This is a genomic window from Arthrobacter sp. AFG20 (assembly GCF_002892795.1).
In the GTDB taxonomy this organism is placed as follows: Bacteria; Actinomycetota; Actinomycetes; order Actinomycetales; family Micrococcaceae; genus Arthrobacter.
In genome coordinates this window covers 115,884-141,666 of sequence record NZ_PJMC01000007.1, presented here as the reverse complement: position 1 = coordinate 141,666, position 25,783 = coordinate 115,884, and the positions used below count along the sequence as shown (strand labels likewise).

Here is a 25,783-nt window from a genome sequence, read left to right as displayed (position 1 = left end):
CCCCATGCAGTCCTACCCATGGGCTGTGCCCTCCCGCGCGGGGCGAAAGGGTCGATCCTCGGCGCTCCAGAGCCTAGCATGGGGGTATGTGCCGGAATATCCGTACCCTCCACAACTACGAACCGCACGCTACGTCCGCGGAAATCCACGCCGCCGCGCTGCAGTACGTGCGCAAAGTGAGCGGCAGTACCAAGCCGTCGAAGGCGAATGAGGAGGCGTTTGAGCGCGCCGTGCACGAGATAGCCCACGTGACCCAGCACCTGCTCGACTCCCTCGTTACCCATGCTCCCGCAAAGGACCGTGACGAGGAGGCGGCCAAAGCGAAGGCCCGCTCGGCCGTCCGCTTCGGTACGGCCTAGCGGGCCGCAGACTACCGGCCGAAGCCGCGGAGCCTAAGCGAGTTGGCCACCACCAGCACCGAGCTCGCTGCCATGGCCACGCCTGCGATCATCGGATTGAGCAGGCCGAGGGCCGCCAGTGGAATGCCCATCGCATTGTAGAAGAAAGCCCAGAACAGGTTGGTCTTGATGGTGGCCAGGGTGCGGCGGGACAGCTCGATCGCGGTGGCCACCTGCCCTAGGTCGTTGCCCATCACGGTCAGGTCGGCGGCTTCGATCGCCACGTCCGTGCCGGAGCCCATCGCGATGCCCAGATCCGCCTGCGCCAGGGCCGCGGCGTCGTTTACGCCGTCTCCTGCCATGGCTACGGTCGCGCCGCCAGCCTGCAGTCGGCGGACCGCTTCCACCTTGCCCTCGGGCAGGACGCCGGCATAGACATCGTCCGCAACGATTCCGACGGCGGCCGCCACCTGGGCTGCAACTGCGGCATTGTCGCCCGTGAGCAGCATGGGCCGCAGGCCCAGGGCCTTGAACCGCGCGACGGCTGCCGCCGATCCCGCCTTGACCGTATCCCGTAGCTCAACAACGCCGGCAGCCTCGCCGTCCACTGCCACCCAGATGGCCGTGGCACCGGACTCCTCCGCGGCGCGGAACACCTGATCCTGCGCCGGCGTCAGCTCAACGCCGTTGTCCCGCAGCCATCCGCTGCGGCCGGCGACCACGAGCCGGCCCTCCACGGTTCCCACCACTCCGCCGCCGGGTGCGGACCGGAAGTGGACGACGGCGGGCAGGCGGGCGCCGTCGTCCGTTGCAGTGGCGTTGCGGCTGGTGGGCGACGGCTGTCCCATGGCGGGCACGGCGGACCGTGCGGCGGCGACGATCGCGGCGGCGATCGGATGCTCCGACGCCGACTCGACCGCACCGGCCAGCCGCAGGACTTCCGCCTCGCTGAACGGGGCGAACGCCGCGGTTGCGACAACAGACAGCTGGCCGCTGGTGACGGTTCCGGTCTTGTCCAGCAGGATGGTGTCCACCGTGCGGGTGTCTTCCAAAACGTGTGGGCCCTTGATGAGGATGCCCAGCTGCGCGCCGCGGCCGGTGCCGGTCAGGAGACCCACGGGGGTGGCCAGGCCAAGGGCGCAGGGGCAGGCGATGACCAGCACGGCGACCGCGGCCGTGAAGGCCGCGCGAAGCTCCGGACCTGTGGCGTCCGGCCCGGCCGCAAGCAGCCAGCCGGCGAACGTGAGGACGGCGATGGCCAGGACCACCGGCACGAATACTGCGCTGATCCGGTCAGCAAGCCGGGCGATCGGCGCCTTTCCAGTCTGCGCCTGGGAAACGAGCCGCCCCATCTGGGCCAGGGTAGTTTCGGCGCCGACGCGCGTGGCCCGGACCAGCACCCGGCCGGATGTGTTGATGGTGGCACCGGTGACAAGGCTGCCCGGACCGACGTCCACGGGAACCGATTCGCCGGTGACCAGCGAGGCGTCCACTGCCGAGGCACCGTCCACCACCACTCCGTCGGTGGCGATCTTTTCGCCGGGGCGGACCACGATCAGGTCCCCGACCGCCAGCCGGCCTGCCGGGATCTTCACCTCGGCGCCGTCCTGCAGGATGGTGGCGTCCTTGGCGCCGAGATCCAGGAGGGCCCTGAGCGCGTCACCGGCCTTCGCCTTGGCGTTCGCCTCCAGGTACCGGCCCAGCAGAAGGAACGTGGTGACCACGCTGGCCACCTCGAAGTACAGGCCGCCGGAACCCGCGCCGCCCATCTGCTCCATGCCGGGGTGTTCGGTCAGTCGGGGGTCGGCGAGGAGTTGCCAGGCGGAAAACAGATAGGCAGCGATGACTCCGAGCGATACCAGGGTGTCCATGGTGGAGGCGAAGTGGCGGGCGTTGATGGCGGCCGCCTTGTGGAACGGCCACGCCGCCCAGCTGATAACCGGCAGCGCCAAGGCGCCCGCCACCCAGCCCCAGTTGGGGAACTGGAAAGCCGGGAACATCGAGATGAGGAACACCGGCACGGCCAGGACCGCCGCGACGAGCAGGCGCGGCTTCAGCTCTGATGCCTTGCCGCCGTGCGCCATATGGTCTTCGTGGTGCGGGGCGGCGTCAGCCAGGGTCCCGTCGTGGTCCTCCTCGGTGACCGTTTTGATCCTTGCCTTGTAGCCGGCTGAGGCTACCTGGTCTGTGATCTGTTGGTCCGTGATGCCGGCCGGAACGGTCACATGCGCTGTTTCCAGGGGGAGGTTGACGGTGGCCTCGACGCCTTCGAGCTTGGCGAGCTTCTTTTCCACCCGGTTCACGCACGACGCGCAGGTCATGCCCTCGACGTCGAGTTCAATCACCCGGCTGGCGGAGGCTGCGGAAAGGTGTTCGGTGCCCATGACTGGTCCTTCTCTGGTCGTGCTCGATTTTGGGTGCCCGGTACGAATGGGAGCGGGTCAGGCCTCGTTGGCCACCACCAGGTAACCCGCCTCGGCCACTGCCTCGCCGATTTCGGAGGGGGAGAGCTTCTGCGTGGAGGTAATGGTGACGGTCGAAACACCGCCGGCGTTGAGGTCGATGTCGATCTCCTCGACGCCGGCCAGAGACTCGAGCTCCTCGCTGACGGCCGATACGCAGTGCCCGCAGGTCATGCCGGAGACGTGGACTTTGGTGGAGATGATGCTCATTGCTGACTCCTAGTTGGTGTGACGACGGGGTTGGTCGGCTGGTGGGTGGTGGTTTGCGGCTAGCGCAGCAGGCGCCCGATGGCACCCGCCGCCTCCTTGACCTTGAGGTCGATGGCTTCAGCCCGCAGGTCAGGATCAGGTTCAGAGGCCGCCCCGACTACACAGTGGCCTATGTGTTCTTCCACAAGGCCCAGGCTGACGGCGTGCAGGGCCTTGGTCACGGCCGCGACCTGCGTCAGGATGTCGATGCAGTACTTGTCTTCCTCAACCATCCGGGCGATGCCACGGACCTGTCCCTCGATCCGACGGAGCCGGCGCAGGTACGCATCCTTGTCCGCGGTGTAGCCGTGCTGCGGGGCCTCCGCAATCGCTTCTTCGTTGGGCGCCGTCGGCGTCCGTCCTCCGGAAGTTTCCATGAACCCAACATATACCCCTAGGGGGTATCAGTCAAGGGTGGTACGGCAGGTAAACGGGGGGTGCGGGCAGTTGTGGCACGGGCGGGAATGCTTGAGCTCCCGGAGGTATTTGGGCACAAAAAAGCTCCGGAGCGCGTTATTGGGGGATACGCACTCCGGAGCAGTCTTTGGGCGGGCCTTTATCGGCCTGCCTGATCAGCTTACTTGCCGGTAGCCAGGTTGGCCACCACCTCGAATAACTACTTTCGCTTTACTTTTCTGCGGCCGCCTTGGGTCCCTACTGGCTATTCGGCCCGGTCCTGGTGTGCGGCCATTCGGAACGGGACCACCAGCACGGGACGGCTTTGATGGTGGGTGAGCCAGGCGGCCACGGAGCCATTCAGGAGTTCCGTGATCCGGTGCCCGAAGCCGCGCTCCGGCGTGCCCACGATGATCATGGGAGCATTGACTTCCGAGGCCAGCCTGCCGAGGGCCCGGGCGGGATCCCCGGCCAGCGTGCGCAAGGTCCATGCCGGCCCGCCGTCCTGTATGGCCGAGCCGATGGCCGACTTCAGTTCCGCGGTTACGGAACGGATGTCGTCGTCGTCCCTGTCGGGATGCAGGGAAAGCCGGTGCGCAGAGCGCGCGGGATCCCACTCAACCAGGTAGCTTGCCTCGTCCACGTAGGCGCACAGCATCGGGGTGGACAGCTTTTGGGCCAGGGTGACGGCGGTCTTGAGGACCTCCGGATGCTGGCCGGGAATCATGCCCACTAGGAGGGGAGGCGGGCCGCTGAAATGCTCTGCATCCATGATCAATTGTGTGCCTGCGGCATCAGGAAAGACCAGAGCCTCCGCGGCCTTCGGCCCAGCTCAGCGGCAGTTTTCAGCCCTGCGGCACGGCTGCTGTCCGGTGTAGACGAGTGCTGATTTTCCCTTGTATCCCGGCCGCGGCGAGCCTAGCGTGGAAACGTAGAAAGGCGGCGTCCCATGCAGATTTACATGTGGTGGCTTGATCTGGATCTGAAAAGCAAGGAATGGCTTCGCGAGAACCTGCGGGCCGGCGACGTTCCGCTGTTCGTGATGCAGGGGATTGCCGAGGCGGGAGGTCCGCATCCGGATACGCCGCAGGCAGTCCTGACCGAAGCCGAGTGGGATTTCATCGAGACGCAGTCTGAATTTGTGGACTGACTGATCCGCCGATACGTGGGCCGGTCAGGCCGCGCCCGGGATCATTCGGCCAGCGGTTTTGCGTTTCGGACGGACGCGACGACGTCGAGGATTGATCGAGTCGTGATTGCGGCAGCGTCCTGGTCCGCGACCAGCGCTTCGTGGCTGGCCCAGTCAATAGTTTTGTGAGCACTGTTTGTTGACAGGTTGGCCAGGGCCTTCTGTGATGCCTGGTGTCGAGTGTCGTTGCCGATACCGGCCGTCAGGACGGCCAGCGGTTTGTCAGCGAAGTCACGCAGTGATGCCGCTTCTTCCATTGAGGTGTTTGCCTGGAGGTACTCGTCGATCGTGCTGCGCAGGTTGATTGGGCTCGCGATGTTCGCGCGGACTTCCTCCCGGGACTGCTGGGGCAGGCTGGCGGCCTCGAAGGGGGCGTACAGCCGGCCCAGACCGAGTCGTGCCGAGGTTGCGATCAGCGTCGAGGCCCGGCCGAGGATGTCGTAGCTGCCCGCGCCGGCGGGTGGTGTTGTTCCGGGCTTGTCTGCCGGTGCCGGGTCAGTGGAGTCGATCAACACCATGCCCGCGACCTCGCCGGAGTACATTGCGGCGAAGGTGAGGACATAGAGTCCGCCGAAGGAATGGCCGGCCAGCACATAGGGTCCCGGGACGTTCCCGCGCTGCAGCAAGGTATGGAGGTCAGTGGCTATCTGCGTGGCGTCCTGGGCGGTACTGGCGGGTTCGCTCCAGCCCCTGCCTGCGCGGTCGTAAACGCAGACCCGGGTGTTCCTGGCCACAGCCGGGGCTATCCAGCCATGGTTCGAGGACATTTCGCCTGCGCCAGGTTGGAGAACGACGGTGGGGCTTCCTGAACCGGTACAGCTCAGGTGCAGGCTGTGTCCTCCGACATCGATCAGCTGGCCAGGCATTGGGTAAGCCTTGGCATCCGCCGCTGCACCCAAGATCTGGTAGCCGCCGCCGATTGACGCAAACACCAACATCGCCAGCACCGGGTAGACAAGCCAGGCTTTGCTTCGGCTATGAAGGTGTGTGCGGGCTTGGAGGAACATCCAGACCACCAATGCCAGCAGCGCGGGCGGCCATACCCAGGTGAGCACCCTGTCCACGGGAGCGCCGAACAACACCAGAAGAAGACCCGCGACACCCATGAACACCGCAGGAGCCGCGGCCCATCGCTGGGGCTGGCCAGTGAACCGCACCGAAAGGATGGCCAACATCGCCCACCCCAGTGCGAATCCACAGAGCACTGCACCCGTAACCTCGCTTTCCCGCGCCCGAATGAAGGGTGCGGCGACAAGGAGCAGGGCAGCGAGGAGCCCGGCGGCCAAGGAGCTGGCCACGACCGGGCCGATGCGCCACCTCGCCCCGGCGTCCTGGCGGGCCCGGCGTCCCGGGCCATTGCCCTCTGAGGCGGGGCTTGGGAGAGGCGATACAGGAGTGATGGCCACGGAGGGCTCGATTCATGTGGATAACAGATCCGCTGTTGCCGCCGTCAGATTGTGCAACTCGGCAAGCGGTCCGGATTACTCAAGATGCCCGGGCGGGGCGGAGGGTAGGGCGGGAGGTTCGAGTCGGTCCTTGGGAACGGCGGTAGATGAAGTATTCGGCCACCGCCAGGCTGATGACCCAGGATGCCCCAATCAGCAGTGCCCGGGTCAGCTCATCCACTGGTCCTATGAGCAGGATCCAGGGGATGGTTACGACGACGATGGTTCCCTGGGCAATGCCGATGGCGTAGGCCCGGGACATCCATTCACTGTGGCGGACGTAGTTCCGGCGCCGCACGGCGATGAATCCCAGGACGATGAACGCCACCATGGCGGAGCCGAAGATCAGTCGAAGGGCGAGAAGCAAAGGCCCGTCATGGGGTGGAAGGTCATAGAAGACCGCCATCCACAAACCCGACAGGGCGGCGAGCAGGCCGGTGGGGGCAAGGATGCGTCCGGCAATTTTGTGCCAGCTGAGGCTGCCGCGTTTGCCGCGGCGAAGCGAAGGGACGAACTGAAAAGCCCCGAGCACCAGGTACACGGTGACGGCGGGGATATGGATCAGCACGGGGATGGGCGAGTCGAAGAACCGGGCGTTGTCGGGGGTTATCTGACCTCCGGTCAGCTCGGTCACGCGGACTGCACCGGCGATCACCGGGACGAGGCTAAGGAGGATCAGGGCGGCGGGCACGAGCCACCGGGCGCGGGGCCTTGGGCGGGAGCGGGGAAGAGTTTCGGGCGTCATGATGTCACCTTTTTGGTGGGTGCGCTCTCACGCACCCACCGTGGTTGAGCCAGTTCAGGGATCCCAGAGCCCTGCCCATTGGATGGAAACAGGCGCGGCGTAGCCGCTGGGCATCATGCAGGCGTGGGCGATGCTGCCGGATTCGGTGCAGGATCGAGTGGGCCTTGGTCGAGTCGGAACGGCGGGTACTTGTCACTCATTAGGGCCGCGTACGTGACGGTCCGGACAGTCCAGCGGTTGATGCCCATCAACAGGTCGAAGATTCCAAGGCGGTAGACGCCGGTGAAGAGCAGGATGACGGCGGCGAAGCACACGAGCAGGCTGAGCAGAGAAATGCTCGCCGTTGATGAGGACGTCAGGCTTCCGCTGAGGGCTGCGACGATGAGCAGCTGCGGCAACGCAAACAGCCAGGACTTGAACAGTACCTTCCAGTGGGAGAGCTTCACCGGGTAGGCAACGTCCAATTCTGCCGGATAGTCGCTGCGGGCGAGGGTAAAGGGCGGATAACGGTCTGTCCCAAGAACGCCGTAGGCATAGAACGAGACGCGCCAGTTCCAGCGGAGGACTCCGACGGTGAATTGGAAGAGCGACGCCGGATAGCGGCCGGTGAACAGGATCGCGAAGCCCGCTGCAACCGTCACGACGAGGAAGGCGATCCACAGCAGGGCCAGGATGATGTAGTGGGGGATGACGAGGATCCATTTGACCAGCCAGAGCCATCTCGACAGGCCGGGGTCAAGGTGTCCGCTGATTTGGGATGGCTCGTTTCCGACCCGGTCGGCTTCCTGGGAGGCACCGGGCGCGATCCCTCTTCCCAGGCCTGCAGCCCCCAGGATGATCAGGAGCAAGGAAGCCCCGATCATAAGCAGGGAGGTAGTGAGACCGTCCCGTCCTAAGGGGAAGGAACGGTAGGCAGACAGCAGCCCTGCAGCGGCTAGTCCGAGAAGGACCCCCACCATTAGGACGGCCATGGGCAGGGCGGGCATCCTGGCTGCTGGTGAGTCGGGACCGCGGGGAGAATTGCCGGACAGCGACGTGGACATGGCTTTCTTCTTTCATGAAGGGCTAAGGGTTGGAGGGGGAGCTGGAACTGGAGTATCGCCTTCTAGGGACCGGTATGCGGGCCGTCGTCCAAGTCGGTCATGCGGGAGCCGTGACCGCGATGGCCGCGGTTGACGCGAAGCCGCGCGCGATGAGCCAGATGGCGAAGAAGATCTCGAACAGGCCCCCGGGAACGGATGCGACGAGGCCAGCGCCGGCGACTTCGCTGAGTTCGAGGAAGCAGCCGGCCGCGAACGATGCGTAGCCGACGAATCCCCAGACCGCGAGGAACCGCGGCACGAGGCGTGAGCGGTAGAGCGCTACGCAGAAGAAAAGGCTTCCGACACCGAGACCGGCCATCGCAATGTTGTACGCGAGGAAGTTGATGTTGCCGAATCCGGCGAGCAGGGCGATCGCGCCGACCGCGAGGAACGCGCCCTCGAAGATCCGGGTGGCCAGGTAGCCGACGGCGACCGCTGCCGCGTGCGGGCGGAGGACCGGCAGCATAAGGGCACCGACGGCGACAACGGCAACCGAATTGAGCAGCATCATCACCGCGCCCGTGGTGAGGAGTGCGCTGGGGGAGGCGGTCGCCGCGATGGAAGTTCCGATGCCGTAGAGGAAGAAGCCGGCGAGCATGAGCGTGCCGACGGCCCGGGCGGTTCTGCGTGCGCTGATCATAGTGAGTCCTGTCGCGGAGCCAATGCTAACCGTACGGCGTAAGGTCGGATAGCTCGACCGTACCATACGATGTAAGGTATGGTCTATGGCGAAGTCAAAAACCAGAGAACCGGTTAGCCGGGAGCGGGCCATCCGGGTGGCGGTGACCCTCGCCGATGCCACCGGCATCGAGGCGCTGAGCATGCGCAAGCTCGCCACGGAACTCGGCATCGAGGCGATGTCGCTCTACTACCACGTCAAGAGCAAAGACGACATTCTCGACGGGATGCTCGATGTCGTGTACTCCGAGTTCTCGACGCCGCGTGCCGGTGACGAGTGGCGGACGGCCATGCACGAGCGAGCGGAGTCGATGCGCAGGGTATTGGCGCAGCATCACTGGGCGATCAGCATCAAGACCCGAACCTCGCCGGGACCGGAGACCCTCGGTCACCTCGACTCCGTGATCGGCTGCCTGCGCGCGGCAGGGTTTTCGATGCCCCTGGCCGGCCATGCCATGTCGATTCTCGACAGCTATGTGCACGGCTTCGCGCAGCAGGAGGCGTCGCTGCCTCTCGACTCGTCGGGCGACATCGGCGGCGCGACGAAAGACGTCAAGGCACAGCAGGAGCAGATCACGCAGGCTTTCCCCAACCTTGCCGACATGGCGGTCAGCCTGATCCTGCAGCCGGGCTACGCCTACGGCCACGAGTTCGACTTCGGGCTGAAGCTCATCCTCGACGGCATCGCAGCGGCGCAGGCCGTCGAGACGGCAAATCCATGACATCCCTCGCCAGGATTCCTGCGCAAAAACCCACCTATCCAGAGCACTTCGAGCGCCATCCCAATCCGGAAGTGTCGCATCTACCTACAACTTTTCAAGACACTCCTCTCAAGCTCAGGTGTGCCGGTCGAGGCCGGCCGGGACGCACCGCCGAAGACGCCGCCCGGCTCCTGGGGGTGGACAACACCGTCGCCGTCATCCCCGGCCCTACTCCGCAGACTACCGATGACCAGGCCAAGCAGTGGTTGTATTCATCACACGTTCGCCGTGCCGTCTCCGTGACAGCGGGTCTGCGTCGCATACTGGTCTCATGGGGATGCAAGGCGCAGGAGGATCAGTGGTGGAAACCTTGAAGAGGGTGGTGCGGAACGAGTACTTTCCGGCAGCAGCCGTGCTGACGCTGGTGGTGCTCTTCTGGGTCGCGGGCCTGTTCGGCGGCCTGTCTCTGCTGAGCCGGAGCCAGCCGCCGATCGCCACGCTGACATGGCTGCTGTTCGTTTACGCCGCCGCCGTCCTGACGCCCCTTGCCGGAATCCTGGCAGCGGCCGACCTGCTCCGCCGGTGGTGGCGAAACCGCCGTGCCGCGAAAGGTCGCACCGCCAAAGCCGGTGCGAGGATCGGGTCCTAGCTCCGGCCCGGGCAGCGAATCCAGGCAAACCCGCGGGGGCCCAAACCATTGCAGCCCCTTCGCCGGAGTGGTTGCATGGGGTGCATGACTGCCTCAGAGAGTTTCGTTTTAGCGATCGGGACCAAAAAAGGCCTCTGGCTGGCCACCAGCCAGGACCGGAAGCAATGGTCCTTCTCCGGCCCGCACTTCCTGATGAGCGAAATACCGAGCATCGGAATTGACACGCGGGACGGCCGCACACGCATCATGGTGGGGGTGCGGTCCGAGCACTGGGGCCCCTATGTTGCCCACTCGGATGACCTCGGTGCCAGCTGGACCGAGCCCGAGCAGGGTGCCATCAAGTTCCCGGAAGGCACCGACGCCGCGGTGGAACGCATCTGGCAGATCTATCCCGACGCCGAATCCCGCCCGGGGGTGGTCTGGGCCGGTGCGGAGCCGATTTCGGTGTGGAAATCGACCGACGGCGGCGAGCACTTCGAGCTGAACCGCGGACTGTGGGACCACCCGCACCGCAGCGAATGGGGTGCAGGATATGGCGGCGCGGCCGCCCACTCGATCGTGGTCAACCCCTCCGGGGACAACGTGCACGTCGCCATGAGCACGGGAGGCGTCTACCGATCGCTCGACGGCGGGACGTCCTGGGAGCCGCGGAACAAAGGCATCTCCGCCTACTTCATGCCCGATCCGAACCCGGAGTTCGGCCAGTGCGTGCACAAGATTGCGGCGGATGCCGCCGTCGACGGCCGCCTTTACGCGCAGAACCACCACGGCGTGTACCGGACCGACGACAATGCCGAGAACTGGGAATCGATAGCGGAGGGCCTGCCGGCCGATTTCGGGTTCGTCATGCTGACGCACCCCAGGCGTGCAGGAACGGCCTGGGTTGTTCCCCTGAAGGCCGACGGCGAACGCATCCCGCCGGACGGAAAGCTCGCCGTGCACCGTACCGACGACGCCGGGGCCACGTGGAAGCGTCTGGACTCCGGGCTGCCGCAATCAGAATTCAACGCGGTGCTCCGTGACGCGGCCTCCGTGGATTCCGCCGAACCCGCCGGGGTGTACTTCGGAACGCGCGGCGGCGCGGTGTATGCCAGCGCCGACGAAGGTGAAACCTTTGCGGAGGTGGCATCCCACCTGCCGGATGTGCTGTGCGTCCGCGCTGCCGTTGTGGCCGGCGCCCCAATTACGGCGGGGTTTTCCGCATGAGGATGTGCAGTGGCTGAGATCAGCGTGGTTCTTCCCAGTGTCCTCCAGCCCCTCGCCGGCGGGCAGTCCATACTGACTACACCCGCCGACGCGGCGGTGACTGTGGGTTCGTTGCTGGATTCCGTGACCGGGACCTACCCGGTGCTCGCCAGGCGGCTGCGGGACGAGACAGGTGCGCTCCGCCGCTACGTGAATATTTACGTGAACGGTGAGGAGGTCCGGCGTCTCCGCGGCCTGGAAACGGAAGTTTCTGCCGGCCAGGAAGTGCTGATTATCCAGTCCGTGGCCGGCGGTTAGCTGGCTCAGGCGACGCGCCACACGCTGCATTCGTCCGTATTGATGGCCTTGCGCATGCCCGAGTGATGATCCATGATCCACACGACGCCGATGCCTGGGGCCGTCTCCTGGACGCTGCCGCGGCGGACGATAACGTCGTCATAGCTGGGGCCCACGGACAGGCGGGCCTCGATCTCGTCGCCGCGGTGCAGCTGGTCCAGGGCACGGACCCGGGTGATGTGGGGTTTGGCTTCCTTCAACATGGCGTGGCCTCCTGAGCTGGAGCTGGTGCCTGCAATTGCCGGCACAACCAAGTGTGGCGTGGCATTGTTGCGCACGTGTTTCCTGCCCGTTAGCGCCCGGTTAGTTTCCGGCGCCGAGGCGGTTTGCGCACCCGGGCACTGGCTCCGCGATCCTGGCCGTTCAGCCGAGGAGTGATTCGAAGGCGTGGTCCAAGGCGGTGCGGACGGCGCCGACCAGGGCGGAATGGTCCCCCAGGGTGGAGGCGGCCAGCCTGGGCCGCGCCGAGTTCAGCTGGCCCAGCTGCTGCTCGAACACGGGAAGCAGCACATCCCCGGCGCCTGCGGGCCCGCCGGCCAGGACCAGCAGCTCGGGATCCAGCAGCGTGCTCACCACGGCTGCGGCCCGTGCCGTCCGGTCCATCACCACGGCCACCACTTCGACGGCGGCGGGGTCGCCGCGGCGGGCGGCCTCCACTACCATCTCCGCCGTCACGTCCTCCGGCCGCCGGCCGGCAAGTTCCACGAGGACGCTTTCGCCGGCGGCAACAGGTCTGTCACCGGCGAGGATCTCGGCAGCGGCGATGGCACCAAGCTCCCGGCACATGCCCCCGATGGCGTCCGTGTTGCCGACGCCCTCCACGAGCTCCAGGAAGCGCATTTCACCGGCCGCCCCGCCGCCGCGGATCAGCCGTCCGCCGAGGCAGATGCCCGCACCCAGACGCTCACCGGCCAGCAGGACCACCACGTTGTCCACGCCCTGCGCCGCCCCGCACCAGCGCTCCGCCAGGACTGCAAGGTTGGCGTCATTGTCCACCAGGAGCGGCCACTGGAAGTCCGGCTGCAGGGCAGTCCTCAGGTCCAGTGCGGCCATGCCGGGCAGGTAGGATTCGAGGGCCACGGCATGCCCGTCGTCGGTGACCGGCGCCGGTATGGCCATGCCCGCGGCCAGCACCTGACCGGCATCCAGACCTGCCTGATCGAGCAGTTCCTGCATGATCCGCCGGGCAATCTGCACACGTTCCAGAGCCCCCACGTGCTCATCCCGCCACGGCCGTGTTGTTTCCACAATGATCCGCCCGCGGAGATCGGCCAGGCAGCAGGAGACCTTGGTTGCGCCGAGGTCGATGCCGACCACGAAGGCGGCACAGGCGTTCAGGGTGTACCGGCGGGACGGCCGGCCGCCTGGCTGTGTGCCGGTCGCGGCCGGTGAGGCCGCCCCTCCCGTTTCCAGCACCCAGCCTAGACCGATGAGCTCGTCGCACACCGAGTGCACAGTCGGCCGGGACAGGCCGGTCGCCGCGATGAGGTCGCCCGCGGTCAGCTCGCCTGCGGAGACCATGGCCTGCAGCACGGCTTCCGCGCTGATCCGGCGCAGGACCGGGGCGGTGGCGGCTGTTCGCTTCGCCGTCATTTTTCCCCACCCCTTGACGCGCAGACAATTGCCCTCCCATACTAGCTGGCAGTGGTTTATTAAAGTCCTTAATAAACTACAGCAGTTCGAGCCGAAGGTTGCTTGGGGGCCCTTCCGCCGGATATTCCCGCACCCCGAATCCGAGGAGAGCAATGAAGCAACGCCTCACATCCGCCTGCACTGCTGCCGCCCTGGCGGTGGCAGTCTCAGCGCTGGGCCTAAGCCCCGCCTTCGCGGAAGCCACCGACCCGCCGGGTTCGCCCGGCGCCGCCGCCACCTGGACCAAGGGGGACAAGGAAGGCGTCGGCACTTCGCTTAGTCCAGCTTCGAAGGTCTGGTACACGCTGACCGAAGGCACCATGAGCGAGGTGTATTACCCCCGCGCCGACACGCCCAACACCCGGGAACTGCAGTTCGCCGTCAGCGACGGCACCACCGCCCAGCGCGAGAGCGAACAGAGCACCCGCACGGTGGAACTCGCCGACCCCAAGGCGCTCAGCTACCGGCAGACCACCACGGACAACGCCGGCCGGTGGCGCCTCACCAAGACCTACGTCACCGATCCCCAGCGCTCCTCCGTGATGCTCGGCGTCACGTTTGAGGTGCTCGACGGCGGTGCGTACCAATTGTTCGTCCTCTCGGACCCCTCGTTGGCGGGAACCTCCGGGGGAGACTCAGGCAGCACTGCCGACGGCGCACTCCTCGCCTCGGACCTCGCGGACAGCACCACACCCGTGGCCACCGCGCTGGTTTCCTCAGTGGGCTTCGGCGCCATGTCCAACGGCTATGTAGGAACCAGCGACGGCTGGACCGACCTGGCAGCGGACGGCCGGCTGGAGACCGCGTCAGCAACTGCTGGCCCCGGCAACATCTACCAGACCGCCCAGATTCCGTTGGCGGCAGGCGGGAAGACCGAATTCTCGCTGGCCCTGGGCTTCGGCACCGAACCAGCCGAGGCATTGGCGACGGCACAGGCGAGCATCAAGGCGGGTTACAAAAAGGTCAGCAAGAGCTATGCAGGGGAGTGGAAGAAGTACCTGAACTCCCTCAACCAGCCCGCCAAGTCCCTGGCGGGTGACCTCCGTACGCAGTACGACGTCTCACTCATGACCGTAAAATCCCACGAGGACAAGACCTTCCCCGGCGCCTTCATCGCGTCGCTGACCATCCCGTGGGGCCAGGCGGCAAGCGCCGAAACCCACCGCGAGGGCTACCACGCCGTCTGGGCGCGCGACATGTACCAGTCCGTCACCGCCCTCCTGGCTGCCGGCGACGAGGAAGCGGCCCGCCGCGGCGTCGAGTGGCTGTTTAAGTACCAGCAGCAGCCGGATGGCCACTTCCCGCAGACCTCCCGCGTGGACGGCACCATCGGCCAGAACGGCATCCAGCTCGACGAAACAGCCTTCCCCATCCTGCTGGCCAACCAGATCGGCCGCACCGACGCCGCCTTCTACCGGAACGAGCTCAAGCCCGCCGCTGATTACCTGGTTGCGGCCGGTCCCAAGACGCCGCAGGAACGGTGGGAGGAGACCGGCGGGTATTCGACCTCCACCCTGGCTTCCCAGATCGCGGCGCTGGCCGCCGCAGGGGACATCGCTGGGAAGAACGGCGACGCCGGTTCCGCCGCCATCTACCGCGCCACTGCGGATGCATGGCAGCGCAGCACGGAGAAATGGATGTTCACCACCAACGGCCCGGTGGGCGACGGCAAGTACTACCTGCGTATCAGCGCCACGGGCAGCCCGAACGACGGCTCCGTCCGTGACTGGGGCAACGGCGCCGGAGTCCACCCCGAAAACGCGGTTCTGGACGGCGGCTTCCTGGAGTTCGTCCGGCTCGGCGTGAAGGCACCGTCCGACCCCTATGTGGCGGACTCCCTGGCCGAGACCGACGCCTCCATCTCCCAAGAAACCCCGGGCGGGCGCATGTGGCACCGCTACACCTACGACGGCTATGGCGAAAAGGCCGACGGCTCGCCCTGGGACGGCACCGGAATCGGCAGGCTCTGGCCCCTCCTTAGCGGTGAACGCGGCGAGTATGCCCTCGCCAATGGCCAGGACGCAGTTCCGTACCTGCAGACCATGCACTCGGCCGCCAACGCCGGCTACATGATCCCCGAGCAGGTCTGGGACCGGGACGAGCCCACCTCATACGGCCATGAACTGGGCCGCAGCACCGGATCGGCGTCGCCACTGTCCTGGGCGATGGCGCAGTACGTCCGGCTGGCCGCAGGCGTCAAGGCGGGCAGCCCCGTGGAAACGCCGGCCAACGTCGCTGCACGCTACGCAAGCGGAGTTCGGCTCTCAAGCCCGGAACTCACTGTTACCGCACCGGAGGCGCTGACGACGGCGGACTCAGCCACCGCCGTCGTCCGCGGAACCACGAACGCCGCCAAGGTGTACGTGTCCGTGAACGGGACGGCCACGGAAGCGCCCGTAACTGACGGGACGTTCACCCTCGACGTAGCGCTCACCGGCGACAAGAACAACATCGTCGTCGCGGCGGTCGCGGCAGACGGCGGCACCGCCGTCGAGGACCGGACCGTCCTTTACTACGGCAGCCGCATCGGTGCGCTCAGCGACCCTGCGGGCGATGACAACGGCCCCGGAACGTACAAGTACCCGACCAACAGCGCCTACGTTCCTGGTGCCTTCGACCTGACGGGTGTGGAGGTCTACGACTCCGGCGACGGCTACGCTTTCGTTTCCACGATTGCCGGCGACGTGACCAACCCGTGGGGCGGGCAGGCCATCTCGCACCAACGCATCAACATGTACCTGGGCAAAGGCGAGGGCGGGGCCGCTCCGGGCTTGCCCGGCACCAACATCAACGTGGAGCACGCCTGGAACTCGGTCATCGTCACCGACGGCCGGTTCGACGGCGCCGGAGTTTACGCCCCGGACGGCACACGCACCTCGGCCGTCTCGCTGATGGCCGTGCCCGAAGCGCATCAGATCGTGACCCATGTGCCCAAGGCGGCACTCGGCGGGCTGAACCCCGCGACGGCCCGGATGTCCGTGGCCATGTTCGGCAACGCCGAGGCCAGTGAGGGCATCGGTAACGTCCGGCCCGTCTACGACGGCGCTTACTGGGAAGCGGGAGATCCGTCCTGGATCAAGGAATGGCGCTTCGGCGGCGGAGCGGGCGTCTTCGACGGTGGCCTCCCCGCGAGGGACACGGACACCAGGGACCCCAACGCGCTGGACATCCTGGTCGGTGAGGGCCAGACCCAGTCAACCGTGCTCGACTGGCGTGCAGGCTCGCCTGTGGTCGTGCCGATGCTGGGCCTCCGGCCTTAGGAGGCGGCCTGCATCCGGTGGCGCATTTGGCCGACGCCGCGCATGTACGTGACGAGTTCGTCTCCCGGGGCGAGGAACCGCTGGGGCACCCGGCCGACTCCGACTCCGGGAGGCGTGCCCGTGAAGATGACGTCCCCGGGGAACAGCGGCGTGACCTTGGACAGGCGGGCGATGATCTCGGGAACGGGGAAGACCATGTCCGAGGTGTTGCCCTTCTGGACCTCCTCGCCGTTGATGGCGCAGCCCAGTTCGATGCTGTCCGGGTCCTCGAACTCGTCCGGGGTGACCAGCAGCGGACCGACCGGCCCGAAGCCGGGGAAGGACTTGGCAAGGCTGTACTGCGGCGCCGGGCCGGCCGATTGCATGGTGCGTTCGGACAAGTCCTGCCCGATGGTTATCCCGGCGACGTGGCTCCATGCCTTGTCCGCGGGGATGTGGGAGCCGCCGCGGCCGATAACTGCCACGAGCTCGACCTCCCAGTCCACGGTCCCGGGCGGGAGGGTGACGGTACCGTACGGTCCGGTGAGGGAGCTGGCAAACTTTGTGAAGACGGTGAGGTCCTCGGGTACCGCGAGCGAGGCTTCCGCGGCGTGGGCGGCGTAGTTGAGCCCGATCGCGAACACCTGGCGCGGCTCTGGTGCCGGGTTGCCGAAGTCTTCGGGCGGGACTTCAGCCAGGGGCTTCCCGGGCGTGCTTTCGAGCGTGCGGGCGTACTCGAGGAGCCCATCCCAGCGTTCGTAGCACTCCTGGATCGAAGGACTGAAGCGGCCACCCGACTCCTGCGAGAGATCGATGACTTCATTGTTCGGCGTGACGAGTGTCAGCCGGTTCGCGATGTTGGCCAGGCGCACCGTTTGTCCTTTGGATGAATGGCTCGGTTGGGTCAGTTTGCGCCGCCGCGCCCCGGCCCGGAGATGGGCCGGGGAACGCCGGCTTGTTTCTTGGCGGGTTCGAATCTTTGGCTAAGGCGCTACATCGAATTCGATGGTGCCCCAGCCTTCGAAGGTCCCCGACCAGCGGCCGGCTTCGTTCATGGGGACAGCCTGCAGGCAGCTGCCGGGCAGGATGACCTGTCCGGGTTCGAACTCGACGTCGTAGTCCGCGAGTCGGTTGACGAGCCAGGCGACGGCGGCGAACGGGTTGCCGAGGATGTTGCCGGTGGTGCCCGAGATGACTTCCTTGTCGTTGAACCGCAGGGCGCCGCGGGTATCCCGGAGGTCCAGGTCGGTGACCCGCCGCGGGGTGCCGCCGAGAATGATGGCGCCAGTGGAGCCGTTGTCTGCCAGCGTGTCCGGAAGTCCGATCGCCCAGTCCTTGACCCGGGAGTCAATGATTTCGATTGCCGGCAGCGCGTAGTCGATGGCGTTGATGACGTCGGCGATGGTGGTGTTCCGGCCGCCGAGGCGCCCGCGCAGGACAAACGCTGGCTCAAGTTCCACGAAGGGCTCGATGAACGCGCTCCGCTGCAGGGTAGTGCCCTCATAGGCGAAGGTGCTGGCCAGCAGGTGCCCGTAGTCCGGCTGGTCCAGGCCGAAGGCGTCCTGCATGACTTTGGCGATGTTGCCGAGCTTGTAGCCGACCAGACGGTCACCGTTTTCGACGGCGTGGCTCACGTTGAGCTTCTGCACCTCGAATGCGGCATCGGCGTCCAGTGACGGCCAGGTTTGGGTGGGCGCTGCGATCGGTGCGCCCTGCAGCCGGGCGGTGCGGAGGGTGTCCGCGATGTCTTCAAGGGTGATGGTTGGCATGGAAAGTCCTAAGTTAGTTGTGGTCGGGTTGGCCGTCGACGAGCCGATTGACCTGCCAGGGGTTGGCGTCCTGCAGCGGTGCCGGGCGGAGCTGCTCGGGGAAGTTCTGGTAGGCGACCGGGCGCAGGAACCGGTTGATCGCCAGAGTGCCCACCGACGTGGTCTTCGAGTCGGAGGTTGCCGGGAACGGTCCGCCGTGGACCATGGCGTGGCCCACTTCCACGCCGGTGGGCCAGCCGTTAATGATGATTCTGCCGACCTTGCGCTCGAGTGCGGGAATGAGCGGCGCGACAGCGGAGTAGTCGTCCTCGGTCACGTGCAGCGAGGCGGTGAGCTGTCCCTCCAGTTTCCCGGTGGCCTCGACCAGGTCCTCGACGCCCTTGTAGCGGACCACCAGGGACGCGGCACCGAAGATCTCCTCGTGCAGGACAGGGTTGGTGGTGAAGACGTCCAGGTTTGCGGTGAAGACCGCCGGTGCCGGGGAGTTCTCGTCCGGGCCTTTCGTGCCGCGGCCGAGGACTTCGACGTCGGAGGCTGCCTCCAGTGCGTCGTGACCGTGCTGCCAGGCCGAGGCGATGCCCCCGCTGAGCATGGTCTGCCCGGAAAGCTGCGTGATGGCGTCGGTGACGCCCGCGGCGAACCGGTTTCCGGCGTCGCCGGCGGGAACGAAGACGAGCCCGGGCGAGGTGCAGAGCTGTCCGGAGCTGCCGGTGACGGAGGTGACGTACTGCTGGGCCAGGGCTTCAACGTCCCCGTTCAGCGCGCCGGGGAAGATGTAGACCGGGTTGATGGAGGACATTTCGGCGTAGACCGGGATCGGTTCCGGCCGGGCCGCTGCGGTGCGCATCAGAGCCGTGCCGCCGGCGCGGGATCCGGTGAAGCCGACCGCCTTGATGGCGGGGTCGGCCACGAGGGCCTGGCCGATGCTCGCCCCTGAGCCGTAGATCAGCGAGAAGACGCCGGGGTGCAGGCCGAGGTCGCGGACGGCCTTGGTGATGGCCCGGCCCACGAGCTCGGCGGTGCCGGGGTGGGCATTGTGTGCCTTGACGATCACTGGGCAGCCAGCCGCGAACGCGGAGGCGGTGTCGCCGCCGGCGACCGAGAAGGCCAGCGGGAAGTTGCTGGCACCGAAGACGGCCACGGGACCGAGCGGGATCTGGCGCTGCCGTATGTCGGCGCGGGGCAGGGGCGCCCGGTCCGGGATCGCAGGGTCGATGCGGACGCCGCGGAAGTCCCCCTGCCGAACGACGTCGGCGAAGAGCCGCAGCTGTCCGGTGGTGCGGGCGCGTTCGCCCTGCAGGCGCGCGAGGCCGAGTCCGGTTTCGGTGGAGGCCCGCTCGATGAGTTCATCACCGATGTCCTCGATGTTCTCCGCGATTGCTTCCAGGAAGCGTGCGTGCCGTTCCGGTTCGAGGGTGCTGAAGGAGTCGAAGGCGTCAGCGGCCGCGTCGGTGGCGATCTTGAGCTGCTGCTCGCTGATCAGCGTGTAGGCAGGTTCCAGCTGTTCGTTGGTGGCCGGGTTGATCCCGTAGGCGGTGCCGCTGGTACCGGGGGCGGCCTCGCCGGCGATGAGGGAATGTCCTTGAAGTGTCATTGTGCGCCCTCCTGGGCGGTGTAAGTAGGTACGGACGGTGTTGATGGGTGGTCTTCCCGGGCAGTGCCGTTAGGCGCCGCCTGCTCCCAAATGCCAGATGCCGAGGGCGGAGAGGAGTTCGCGCGGGTCCCAGATGACCCATTCCTCCGCGAGCTTGTCTCCGTCGAATTGGAGGAAGGACGCGCCGGTGACGGTGATGCGGCGCCCGGTGGCGGGAACGTCCATGAATTCGCCCTGGTGCGTGCCCGTGGTTTGCCAGTGGACCGCCACTTTTGCGCCGTCCTCGATGATGTCCAGGATGTCGGTGCCCGAATCCGGAAATGCAGTGTGCATGGCCTCAATGGTTTTGCGAAGGCTGGCGTAGTCCTCGCTGCCTGACTTTGAGCGGCGGACGTAACCGGGCGCGAGGAGCTGCTCGAACGCGGTCAGGTCTCCGTCCCCCCAAGCGCCGTTCCATGCCTTGAGAATGGTGTCGCGGCGGCTCATGATGCGCTCCTCGTTGCTGTTTCGGCAGGTGCCGGGATGTCGATGGGCTGGTACTGGCCGAACTTGCCGGCCCGGAACAGCAGGGCGTCCCCGGTTCCCTCGCTCATGTTCGTCACGGAACCAACCACCATGTAGTGGTCGCCGACGACGACCTCAGCAGTGACGATGCAGTCGATGTGGGCGGTGGCACCGTCCAGATGCGGGGTGCCGAGGGGACCGGGGGTGCTGGGCAGGCCTTCGAACTTCTGCGGTCCCTTGCGGGACAGTGACCGGCAGATGCTGATCTGGTCATCGGAGAGGATGTTGGCGGTGAATTTCTGGAGTTTGCGCAGCTTTGGCCAGCTGGAGGAGGACTTGTCCACGCAGAACATGACCAGCGGCGGCTCCAGCGAAAGGGACTGGAAGGTGCCGACGACGAGGCCGAGTTTCTCGTTGTCGTCGTTGACGCCGGTGATGGCCGTAACGCCGGTGGGCAGCTTGCCCAGGATCTGGCGGTAGTAGGCGGGGGTGATGTCGGCCACGGGGGTGGCGGCCGGAGCGGGGGTGATATCCATGTCAGTGTTCCTTGATCAAGTGAATTGGATCAGGCGACTTCGCGGAAGCTTCCGAAGCGGCCACCGTGGAAGATGAGGGGAGCGCCCTCACCGGGCGTCATGTCCAGTACGCTGGCGATGACGACGACGTGGTCCCCGGCCGTGAACTGCTGTTCAATGCGGCAGTCGAACCAGGCAAGAGAACCGGAAATGTGCGGGGTGCCCCACACTGATTCGGACCAGCCCACACTGCTGAGCTTGTCCGCGCCCTTCGCCGAGAGCGCACGGCACACCTGCTGCTGGTCCTCGGCGAGCAAGCTGACGCTGAAGGTCGCCGCTTCGGAGATCTTGGGCCAGCTGGCCGAAGAGTGCATCACGCTGAATGTCACCAGCGCCGGCTCCATGGACAGCGAGGCGAAGGTTCCCACGATCATGCCGTTCTGGGCCCCGGTGACCGGGTCCGTGGAGCAGACCGCGGCAACTCCGGTGGGCAGGTGCCGCATGACGGCACGGTAGGTATCGGAGCTGACGGGCCGCGTGGCGAGTGCGGGAGCGCTCATGACTTTCCCCCAAGACGGCGGCGGCCTTCAGTTCTGCGTGGATGTTGCGGCCGGCGCGCAGGCCACTTTCGATGGCGCCGTCGAAGAAGCCGGCCCAGATGTTCGCGGTGTCGCTGCTGGCGAAGTGCAGTGCGCCTTCGCTGGCCTGCTGCGCGGCGTGGTACTTGGTGAGCTGGCCGGGGCGCTGGATCTGCCAGGTCTCCTCGGCGTAAGGGTCCTCGCCCCATTTGTGTCCGGTGACCTCGAGGACTTCCAGGTCGTCGCGCCACACCTTGATGGCTTCCTGGACCTGCACGGGGTCGGTGACGTCGATGCGGTTCGCGTCGGCGCCGAAGCCGACCAGCACGGCGTCGTCTTCTCCGACGAACTCGGTGCGGATCACGGAGAGCGGCTTGTCCTGTGCGGAATAGGCGAAGAACGGCTTGATGGGTCCCTTGACCCGGATCCAGGCCTTGACGCCCTGGGATGCGGTCCTTTCCCGGCTGGGGGCGAGCTTGCCCTCGGACAGGGCGGGCTGGACGTCAAGCTTGTGCAGCACGTTCTGCGGCAGTGTAATGACCACCTTTTTGGCCTGGATTTCCCGGCCGTCGCCGTACGTGATGATGGCGCCGTCGCTGCTGTGGCGGACGGAAGTGACCGGGGTGTTGAGGCGGATATCGGCGGTGCTGTCCCCGGCGATGGCGTTGGCCAGCCCGTCGTTGCCGTCCTTCAGCCGGTAGATCGCGGAGGCCTCGTGCATCAGGTGCCAGTGCCCGGACGATCCGGCGGTCCAGCGCAGCGCGTTGACGTAGGCGCACTGGTCCAGGGGAGCGTTGAAGTGGCCCACCCAGGCGGCCTCGTTCGCGTTCCGCTCATCCTCGGAGAGATCCAGCTTGTCCAGCATTTCCTGCAGGTTGTACTGATCCACCTCGGCGAGGTTCTCCACGGTCAGCGGTGCATCCGGGCGGGGCAGCCACTTCACGGTGTCTTCGAGCAGCCGGGTCATGCCGGGATCGATCAGCTTCATGAAGTCGTCCAGGTTGCCGCGGCGTACTTCGTTGCCGGCCAGCCAGTAGGTTTCCTCTGAGCGCGGACCGCGGGAGACCTCGAGGCCGTAGCGGGTGACCTCGGCCCAGACGTGGGGCTGGGTCCAGTGCAGCCAGTTGCCGCCGAGCTCCAGGTTCTGTCCCAGCCGGCGCTCGGTGTACAGGCGGCCGCCCAGACGGTCGCGGGCTTCGAGGACAACCACGTTGTGGCCGCGGTTGCTGAGCTCGCGGGCGGTGACGAGGCCGGCGAGACCGGCGCCGATGACGACTACGTCAGTCTGTTCAGTCATTGAAGTATCTTTCGTTGATGTATCTGCTGTGGGGCAGCGCTTAGCGGGTTGCTTCGCTCAGGTGCTTGGCACGCTCTGCCGTGGCCGGGTGGCCATCCAGGGTGTACTTCTGGCCGAAGAGCTTTTCGCGCAGGGTTACCGGTTCCTGGTCCTCGCTGCGTTCCGGGGCCACCAGGCCCTGGTCGCGAAGTTCCGGCAACGCCAGTTCGATGAACTCCTCCCAGCCCCCGGGCTTGGTGATGTAGCTGAGGTTGATCCCGTCGATGTCTGCCTCGTCGCGCCAGCGGCGCAGTTCGGCTGCAACGGTTTCCGGGGAGCCGACGATCGTGGCGCCGGTGCCACCGACGGCCAGGTACTCGGCGATCTGGCGCGGCGTCCATTCCCGGTCCGGGTCCGCTTTGGAAAACATGTCCACCATGGACTGCCCCGCTTTCGTTCCAACGGACCGCAAGGGGGTATCGAGTTCGTATTCGGACATGTCGATTCCGGTCCAGCCACTGAAGCGGGCCAGGATTCCATCGATGGGTGCGTTGTCCACGGCCTGCTGATACTTGGCCTGGGCTTCCTCATCGGTGGGTGCAACCACCACGGTGAGCAGGATGACCACCTTGACGTCCCGGGGATCGCGGCCGGCATCCGCCACGGCCTGGCGGAGTTTGGCTACGGTGCGCTTGGCCCCGTTAACGGAAGTGCCTTGGATAAAAACGGCCTCGGCGTGCTTGCCGCCGAACTCCATGCCCCTGGAGGAAGAACCCGCCTGGAACAGCACCGGGGTGCGCTGCGGGGACGGCTCGCAGAGGTGGAATCCGGGGACCGTGAAGTGCTCCCCGGAGTGGTTGATCGGGTGCACCTTGGACGGGTCGATGTAGGTTGCGGACTCGGCGTCGCGGACCACTGCGTCCTCTTCGAAGGAGCTCTCCCAGAGTTTATAGACGACGTCCATGTACTCGTCGGCGAGGTCGTAACGCTCTGCGGGGGTGAGCTGCTGCTCCTTGCCGAGGTTGCGGGCGGCGGCCTCCGAGTAGGAGGTCACGATGTTCCAGCCGACACGGCCGGACGTGAGGTGGTCCAGTGAGCTGAACTTGCGGGCCAGCAGGTAGGGCGGCTCATAGGTGGCCGACACGGTTACGCCAAAAGTCAGGTGCTTGGTGACGGCGGCCATGCCGCTGATCAGGACCGTTGGGTCGTTGATCGGGAACTGCGCGGCATCGCGCAGGGCAGCGTCCCCGTTTCCGCGGAAAACATCGTGGTAGCCGACGTTGTCGGCGAAGAAGATCCCGTCGAAACCGGCGTTTTCCAGCGTCTGTGCGATGCCCGTCCAGTACTGGAGGTCCGTGTATCGATGGCCTTGATCGCCTTCGGCCCGCCAGGAACCGGAGGTCAAGTGGCTTGGGGCAAAGACGTCAAAAGCGAAAAGGCTCAGTGGTGCGTTTTTCATGGCAGCGGTGCTTCCTTGGACTCGTGCCTGACAAGGCGACAACTTCGGTGACGTTCATAAGATGAACACTGCGTTCAATTTAGAATGTAAGCCAGCTCACTGTCAAGGACCTGTTTATTAGCTCGCAGGATTACATGGCTCCTATTGACACCGCGTGTGGCGCATGCCATATTTTTGACCACGGCGTTCGAAAACTGAACGAACCGGACCTGGCTCTATAGCCCTCCCCAACCGCCGCCGTGCTGATACCGCCGGCGCTCCTCCCCGTTCGAATTGGCACGATCTACAAGGAAGTCCATCGTGAATACACCTGTTACACCGGCCCCCGGGCCGTCGCTGCAGTCCTCGGCAGCAGAGGATCCGCGAAAGAAACGGTTCCTGTACAAGCTCAGCGCGGTGATCGCCGGTGGCATGTTCATCGACGGCTTTATTCTGGGTGGAATCGGGCTCGTCATGCCGGCGCTGACGTCGGACCTGAGCCTGTCTGCCACCTGGCAGGGGCTGATTGGCGCCTCGGCCCTGATCGGCATCTTCTTCGGCGGCCCCATCGGCGGCTACCTGGCCGACAAGATCGGGCGGAAGCCGATGTTCATCGTCGACCTCGCCGTCTTCCTGCTTGGCTCCGCCGCGCAGTTCTTTGTCGCAGATGAGTGGCAGTTGTTCCTGATCCGCCTGCTCATGGGTATGGCGATCGGTGCCGACTACGCAATCGGCTGGCCGCTGCTGGTCGAGTTCTCCCCGGCCAGGCTGCGGGGCAAGCTCATGGCCTTCCAGGAGGTGGCCTGGTACGTCGGCTACCTGCTCTCCTACGCTGTGGGCTACTACATGTCCACGGCGATCCACGTCGACTGGCGGATCATCCTGGGCATGAGCACCGTCCCGTCCCTGATCGTTTTCCTGCTCCGGCTTGGCTCGCCCGAATCGCCCCGCTGGCTGATCAGCAAGGGGCGGGTTGAGGAGGGCATGGCCGTGGCCCAGGAGTACATGGAAGAGGCCGACGTCCGCGACCTGGCCTACGAGAAGACGGAGAAGCCCGACTTCCGCAAGCTGTTCTCACCGCAATACCGCAACTCGACGATCTTCGTCTGCATGTACTGGGTCTGCAATGTCACCCCGTACTTTGCCATCGCCACCTTCGCTCCCATCGTGCTCCAAAGCCTCGGCGTTGAAGATGGCCTGACCGGAGCCTTGCTGCTCAACGGCGTAGTGGTGGCGGGCTCCCTGGCCGCGATGTTCCTGATCGAAAAGGTGGGACGCCGCAAGCTGTCCATCCCGCCGATGTGGATTGCCGCCGTCGCCCTGGTGGTCATCGGCCTGTTCTCCCACGTCTCGCCGATGGTTATCCTGGTCAGCTTCATCGCCTTCTCCTTCTTCAACGCCATCTCCACGGCCCTGACCGGCGTCTACCCCGGCGAGGTCTTCCCCACGGAAATCCGCGGGGCCGGCGTGGGCTTCGCCACCGCGTTTTCACGGATCGGTGCCGCGGCGGGAACGTTCATCCTCCCGATGTCCGTCGATGGCCTGGGCGTGGGAGCCACGATGCTGATCGCCGCCGGCATTTGTGTGTTGGGCGCCGTCATCTCCCAGTATCTGGCCCCGGAAACCAAGGGCCTCAGCCTGAGCGACACCTCAGCGCCACTGGCCAAAGCGGGCGTGAAGTAGTACGGCGGCTCCCCGGGCCGCATGAACGGAAAGGGCGCCCTGGCCGGACTTTGCGCCGGCAGGGCGCCCTTCCGCGGGC

Annotated in this window: 25 protein-coding genes and 1 pseudogene; 8 read left to right on the top strand and 18 right to left on the bottom strand. The window is 66.1% G+C overall.

Going from position 1 to position 25,783, the window contains the following annotated elements:
- Nucleotides 1-86 precede the first annotated feature (86 nt).
- Complete coding sequence (locus CXZ05_RS10495) at nt 87-359, top strand: DUF2277 domain-containing protein (protein ID WP_102972547.1); 273 nt, start codon at nt 87-89, stop codon at nt 357-359.
- A gap of 11 nt (nt 360-370) precedes the next feature.
- Here CXZ05_RS10495 and CXZ05_RS10490 read toward each other — a convergent pair whose 3' ends face one another.
- The 4 genes from CXZ05_RS10490 to CXZ05_RS10475 all read right to left on the bottom strand — a co-directional run bounded on the left by CXZ05_RS10490 (nt 371) and on the right by CXZ05_RS10475 (nt 4,217).
- A complete protein-coding gene (locus CXZ05_RS10490) occupies nt 371-2,722 on the bottom strand; it encodes a cation-translocating P-type ATPase (protein WP_102972546.1) in 2,352 nt (783 codons plus the stop codon).
- 57 nt (nt 2,723-2,779) lie between these two features.
- Nucleotides 2,780-3,010, bottom strand: coding sequence for a heavy-metal-associated domain-containing protein (locus CXZ05_RS10485; protein WP_102972545.1), 231 nt, complete (start codon nt 3,008-3,010; stop codon nt 2,780-2,782).
- Between the two features lie 59 nt (nt 3,011-3,069).
- Entirely contained in the window at nt 3,070-3,426 is a 357-nt protein-coding gene (locus CXZ05_RS10480) for a metal-sensitive transcriptional regulator (protein WP_102972544.1), read from the bottom strand.
- A gap of 284 nt (nt 3,427-3,710) precedes the next feature.
- Entirely contained in the window at nt 3,711-4,217 is a 507-nt protein-coding gene (locus CXZ05_RS10475) for a universal stress protein (protein ID WP_102972631.1), read from the bottom strand.
- Nucleotides 4,218-4,394: 177 nt separating this feature from the next.
- Here CXZ05_RS10475 and CXZ05_RS10470 point away from each other — a divergent pair, with 177 nt between their 5' ends.
- Nucleotides 4,395-4,595 carry a hypothetical protein gene (locus CXZ05_RS10470; protein WP_102972543.1) on the top strand — a complete coding sequence of 67 codons (201 nt, stop codon included), beginning with the start codon at nt 4,395-4,397 and terminating at the stop codon, nt 4,593-4,595.
- A 41-nt stretch (nt 4,596-4,636) separates the two neighbouring features.
- On the opposite strand, the gene CXZ05_RS10465 is transcribed toward CXZ05_RS10470, so the two are convergent.
- From CXZ05_RS10465 to CXZ05_RS10450, 4 genes are all read right to left on the bottom strand, one after another.
- Nucleotides 4,637-6,040 carry an alpha/beta fold hydrolase gene (locus CXZ05_RS10465; protein WP_219726544.1) on the bottom strand — a complete coding sequence of 468 codons (1,404 nt, stop codon included), beginning with the start codon at nt 6,038-6,040 and terminating at the stop codon, nt 4,637-4,639.
- Between the two features lie 79 nt (nt 6,041-6,119).
- Nucleotides 6,120-6,824 (bottom strand): DUF2306 domain-containing protein, encoded by a 705-nt coding sequence (locus tag CXZ05_RS10460; protein ID WP_102972541.1) that lies wholly within the window; start codon nt 6,822-6,824, stop codon nt 6,120-6,122.
- 113 nt (nt 6,825-6,937) lie between these two features.
- Nucleotides 6,938-7,867, bottom strand: coding sequence for a DUF4389 domain-containing protein (locus tag CXZ05_RS10455; protein WP_102972540.1), 930 nt, complete (start codon nt 7,865-7,867; stop codon nt 6,938-6,940).
- Between the two features lie 97 nt (nt 7,868-7,964).
- The gene (locus tag CXZ05_RS10450) at nt 7,965-8,546 is read right to left on the bottom strand and encodes a DUF4386 domain-containing protein (RefSeq protein WP_180987352.1); all 582 of its coding nucleotides are present in this window, start codon (nt 8,544-8,546) and stop codon (nt 7,965-7,967) included.
- A gap of 85 nt (nt 8,547-8,631) precedes the next feature.
- On the opposite strand from CXZ05_RS10450, the gene CXZ05_RS10445 reads away from it, so the two are divergent.
- From CXZ05_RS10445 to CXZ05_RS10430, 4 genes are all read left to right on the top strand, one after another.
- Nucleotides 8,632-9,306 carry a TetR/AcrR family transcriptional regulator C-terminal domain-containing protein gene (locus CXZ05_RS10445; RefSeq protein ID WP_102972539.1) on the top strand — a complete coding sequence of 225 codons (675 nt, stop codon included), beginning with the start codon at nt 8,632-8,634 and terminating at the stop codon, nt 9,304-9,306.
- 340 nt (nt 9,307-9,646) lie between these two features.
- Entirely contained in the window at nt 9,647-9,934 is a 288-nt protein-coding gene (locus tag CXZ05_RS10440; RefSeq protein ID WP_102972629.1) for a hypothetical protein, read from the top strand.
- 75 nt (nt 9,935-10,009) lie between these two features.
- Nucleotides 10,010-11,140, top strand: a complete 1,131-nt coding sequence (locus tag CXZ05_RS10435; RefSeq protein WP_102972538.1) for a sialidase family protein — start codon at nt 10,010-10,012, stop codon at nt 11,138-11,140.
- A 9-nt stretch (nt 11,141-11,149) separates the two neighbouring features.
- Nucleotides 11,150-11,437 (top strand): MoaD/ThiS family protein, encoded by a 288-nt coding sequence (locus CXZ05_RS10430; RefSeq protein ID WP_102972537.1) that lies wholly within the window; start codon nt 11,150-11,152, stop codon nt 11,435-11,437.
- 5 nt (nt 11,438-11,442) lie between these two features.
- Here CXZ05_RS10430 and CXZ05_RS10425 read toward each other — a convergent pair whose 3' ends face one another.
- Both CXZ05_RS10425 and CXZ05_RS10420 read right to left on the bottom strand, forming a co-directional pair.
- Nucleotides 11,443-11,679 (bottom strand): hypothetical protein, encoded by a 237-nt coding sequence (locus CXZ05_RS10425; RefSeq protein WP_102972536.1) that lies wholly within the window; start codon nt 11,677-11,679, stop codon nt 11,443-11,445.
- Between the two features lie 160 nt (nt 11,680-11,839).
- The gene (locus CXZ05_RS10420; protein ID WP_102972535.1) at nt 11,840-13,069 is read right to left on the bottom strand and encodes an ROK family transcriptional regulator; all 1,230 of its coding nucleotides are present in this window, start codon (nt 13,067-13,069) and stop codon (nt 11,840-11,842) included.
- Nucleotides 13,070-13,221: 152 nt separating this feature from the next.
- Here CXZ05_RS10420 and CXZ05_RS10415 point away from each other — a divergent pair, with 152 nt between their 5' ends.
- Nucleotides 13,222-16,368: a glucan 1,4-alpha-glucosidase gene (locus tag CXZ05_RS10415; RefSeq protein ID WP_102972534.1), complete on the top strand. Its 3,147-nt coding sequence runs from the start codon at nt 13,222-13,224 to the stop codon at nt 16,366-16,368.
- Here the strand turns inward: CXZ05_RS10415 and CXZ05_RS10410 are convergent.
- The 8 genes and pseudogenes from CXZ05_RS10410 to CXZ05_RS10375 form a co-directional block, all read right to left on the bottom strand.
- Entirely contained in the window at nt 16,365-17,219 is an 855-nt protein-coding gene (locus tag CXZ05_RS10410; protein ID WP_102972533.1) for a fumarylacetoacetate hydrolase family protein, read from the bottom strand. The two genes, CXZ05_RS10415 and CXZ05_RS10410, sit on opposite strands and share 4 nt — an antisense overlap.
- Before the next feature lie 111 nt (nt 17,220-17,330).
- Nucleotides 17,331-18,116 (bottom strand): 2-keto-4-pentenoate hydratase, encoded by a 786-nt coding sequence (locus CXZ05_RS10405; RefSeq protein ID WP_102972532.1) that lies wholly within the window; start codon nt 18,114-18,116, stop codon nt 17,331-17,333.
- Nucleotides 18,117-18,129: 13 nt separating this feature from the next.
- The gene (locus CXZ05_RS10400; protein ID WP_102972531.1) at nt 18,130-19,710 is read right to left on the bottom strand and encodes an aldehyde dehydrogenase (NADP(+)); all 1,581 of its coding nucleotides are present in this window, start codon (nt 19,708-19,710) and stop codon (nt 18,130-18,132) included.
- Between the two features lie 69 nt (nt 19,711-19,779).
- A complete protein-coding gene (locus CXZ05_RS10395) occupies nt 19,780-20,196 on the bottom strand; it encodes an ester cyclase (protein WP_102972530.1) in 417 nt (138 codons plus the stop codon).
- Nucleotides 20,193-20,750, bottom strand: a complete 558-nt coding sequence (locus CXZ05_RS10390) for a flavin reductase family protein (protein WP_102972529.1) — start codon at nt 20,748-20,750, stop codon at nt 20,193-20,195. Before CXZ05_RS10390 ends, CXZ05_RS10395 begins: the two co-directional genes overlap by 4 nt.
- Nucleotides 20,751-20,779: 29 nt before the next feature.
- A complete protein-coding gene (locus CXZ05_RS10385) occupies nt 20,780-21,232 on the bottom strand; it encodes a flavin reductase family protein (RefSeq protein ID WP_258006537.1) in 453 nt (150 codons plus the stop codon).
- A gap of 109 nt (nt 21,233-21,341) precedes the next feature.
- A pseudogene (locus tag CXZ05_RS10380) lies at nt 21,342-22,604 on the bottom strand (flavin monoamine oxidase family protein); the annotation flags it as partial.
- Between the two features lie 40 nt (nt 22,605-22,644).
- Nucleotides 22,645-24,042, bottom strand: coding sequence for an LLM class flavin-dependent oxidoreductase (locus CXZ05_RS10375; RefSeq protein WP_102972528.1), 1,398 nt, complete (start codon nt 24,040-24,042; stop codon nt 22,645-22,647).
- 300 nt (nt 24,043-24,342) lie between these two features.
- Here CXZ05_RS10375 and CXZ05_RS10370 point away from each other — a divergent pair, with 300 nt between their 5' ends.
- Entirely contained in the window at nt 24,343-25,704 is a 1,362-nt protein-coding gene (locus tag CXZ05_RS10370) for an MFS transporter (protein WP_258006536.1), read from the top strand.
- Nucleotides 25,705-25,783 lie beyond the last annotated feature (79 nt).

What these genes read in the sequence shown, in the direction of transcription:
- CXZ05_RS10405 (WP_102972532.1), bottom strand. Translation starts at nt 18,116, where the DNA reads ATGCCAACCATCACCCTTGAAGACATCGCGGACACCCTCCGCACCGCC.
- CXZ05_RS10420 (WP_102972535.1), bottom strand. Translation starts at nt 13,069, where the DNA reads ATGACGGCGAAGCGAACAGCCGCCACCGCCCCGGTCCTGCGCCGGATC.
- CXZ05_RS10390 (WP_102972529.1), bottom strand. Translation starts at nt 20,750, where the DNA reads ATGGATATCACCCCCGCTCCGGCCGCCACCCCCGTGGCCGACATCACC.
- CXZ05_RS10490 (WP_102972546.1), bottom strand. Translation starts at nt 2,722, where the DNA reads ATGGGCACCGAACACCTTTCCGCAGCCTCCGCCAGCCGGGTGATTGAA.
- CXZ05_RS10395 (WP_102972530.1), bottom strand. Translation starts at nt 20,196, where the DNA reads ATGAGCCGCCGCGACACCATTCTCAAGGCATGGAACGGCGCTTGGGGG.
- CXZ05_RS10425 (WP_102972536.1), bottom strand. Translation starts at nt 11,679, where the DNA reads ATGTTGAAGGAAGCCAAACCCCACATCACCCGGGTCCGTGCCCTGGAC.
- CXZ05_RS10470 (WP_102972543.1), top strand. Translation starts at nt 4,395, where the DNA reads ATGCAGATTTACATGTGGTGGCTTGATCTGGATCTGAAAAGCAAGGAA.
- CXZ05_RS10475 (WP_102972631.1), bottom strand. Translation starts at nt 4,217, where the DNA reads ATGGATGCAGAGCATTTCAGCGGCCCGCCTCCCCTCCTAGTGGGCATG.
- CXZ05_RS10400 (WP_102972531.1), bottom strand. Translation starts at nt 19,710, where the DNA reads ATGACACTTCAAGGACATTCCCTCATCGCCGGCGAGGCCGCCCCCGGT.
- CXZ05_RS10455 (WP_102972540.1), bottom strand. Translation starts at nt 7,867, where the DNA reads ATGTCCACGTCGCTGTCCGGCAATTCTCCCCGCGGTCCCGACTCACCA.
- CXZ05_RS10460 (WP_102972541.1), bottom strand. Translation starts at nt 6,824, where the DNA reads ATGACGCCCGAAACTCTTCCCCGCTCCCGCCCAAGGCCCCGCGCCCGG.
- CXZ05_RS10445 (WP_102972539.1), top strand. Translation starts at nt 8,632, where the DNA reads ATGGCGAAGTCAAAAACCAGAGAACCGGTTAGCCGGGAGCGGGCCATC.
- CXZ05_RS10375 (WP_102972528.1), bottom strand. Translation starts at nt 24,042, where the DNA reads ATGAAAAACGCACCACTGAGCCTTTTCGCTTTTGACGTCTTTGCCCCA.
- CXZ05_RS10435 (WP_102972538.1), top strand. Translation starts at nt 10,010, where the DNA reads ATGGGGTGCATGACTGCCTCAGAGAGTTTCGTTTTAGCGATCGGGACC.
- CXZ05_RS10485 (WP_102972545.1), bottom strand. Translation starts at nt 3,010, where the DNA reads ATGAGCATCATCTCCACCAAAGTCCACGTCTCCGGCATGACCTGCGGG.
- CXZ05_RS10415 (WP_102972534.1), top strand. Translation starts at nt 13,222, where the DNA reads ATGAAGCAACGCCTCACATCCGCCTGCACTGCTGCCGCCCTGGCGGTG.
- CXZ05_RS10450 (WP_180987352.1), bottom strand. Translation starts at nt 8,546, where the DNA reads ATGATCAGCGCACGCAGAACCGCCCGGGCCGTCGGCACGCTCATGCTC.
- CXZ05_RS10480 (WP_102972544.1), bottom strand. Translation starts at nt 3,426, where the DNA reads ATGGAAACTTCCGGAGGACGGACGCCGACGGCGCCCAACGAAGAAGCG.
- CXZ05_RS10385 (WP_258006537.1), bottom strand. Translation starts at nt 21,232, where the DNA reads ATGCGGCACCTGCCCACCGGAGTTGCCGCGGTCTGCTCCACGGACCCG.
- CXZ05_RS10495 (WP_102972547.1), top strand. Translation starts at nt 87, where the DNA reads ATGTGCCGGAATATCCGTACCCTCCACAACTACGAACCGCACGCTACG.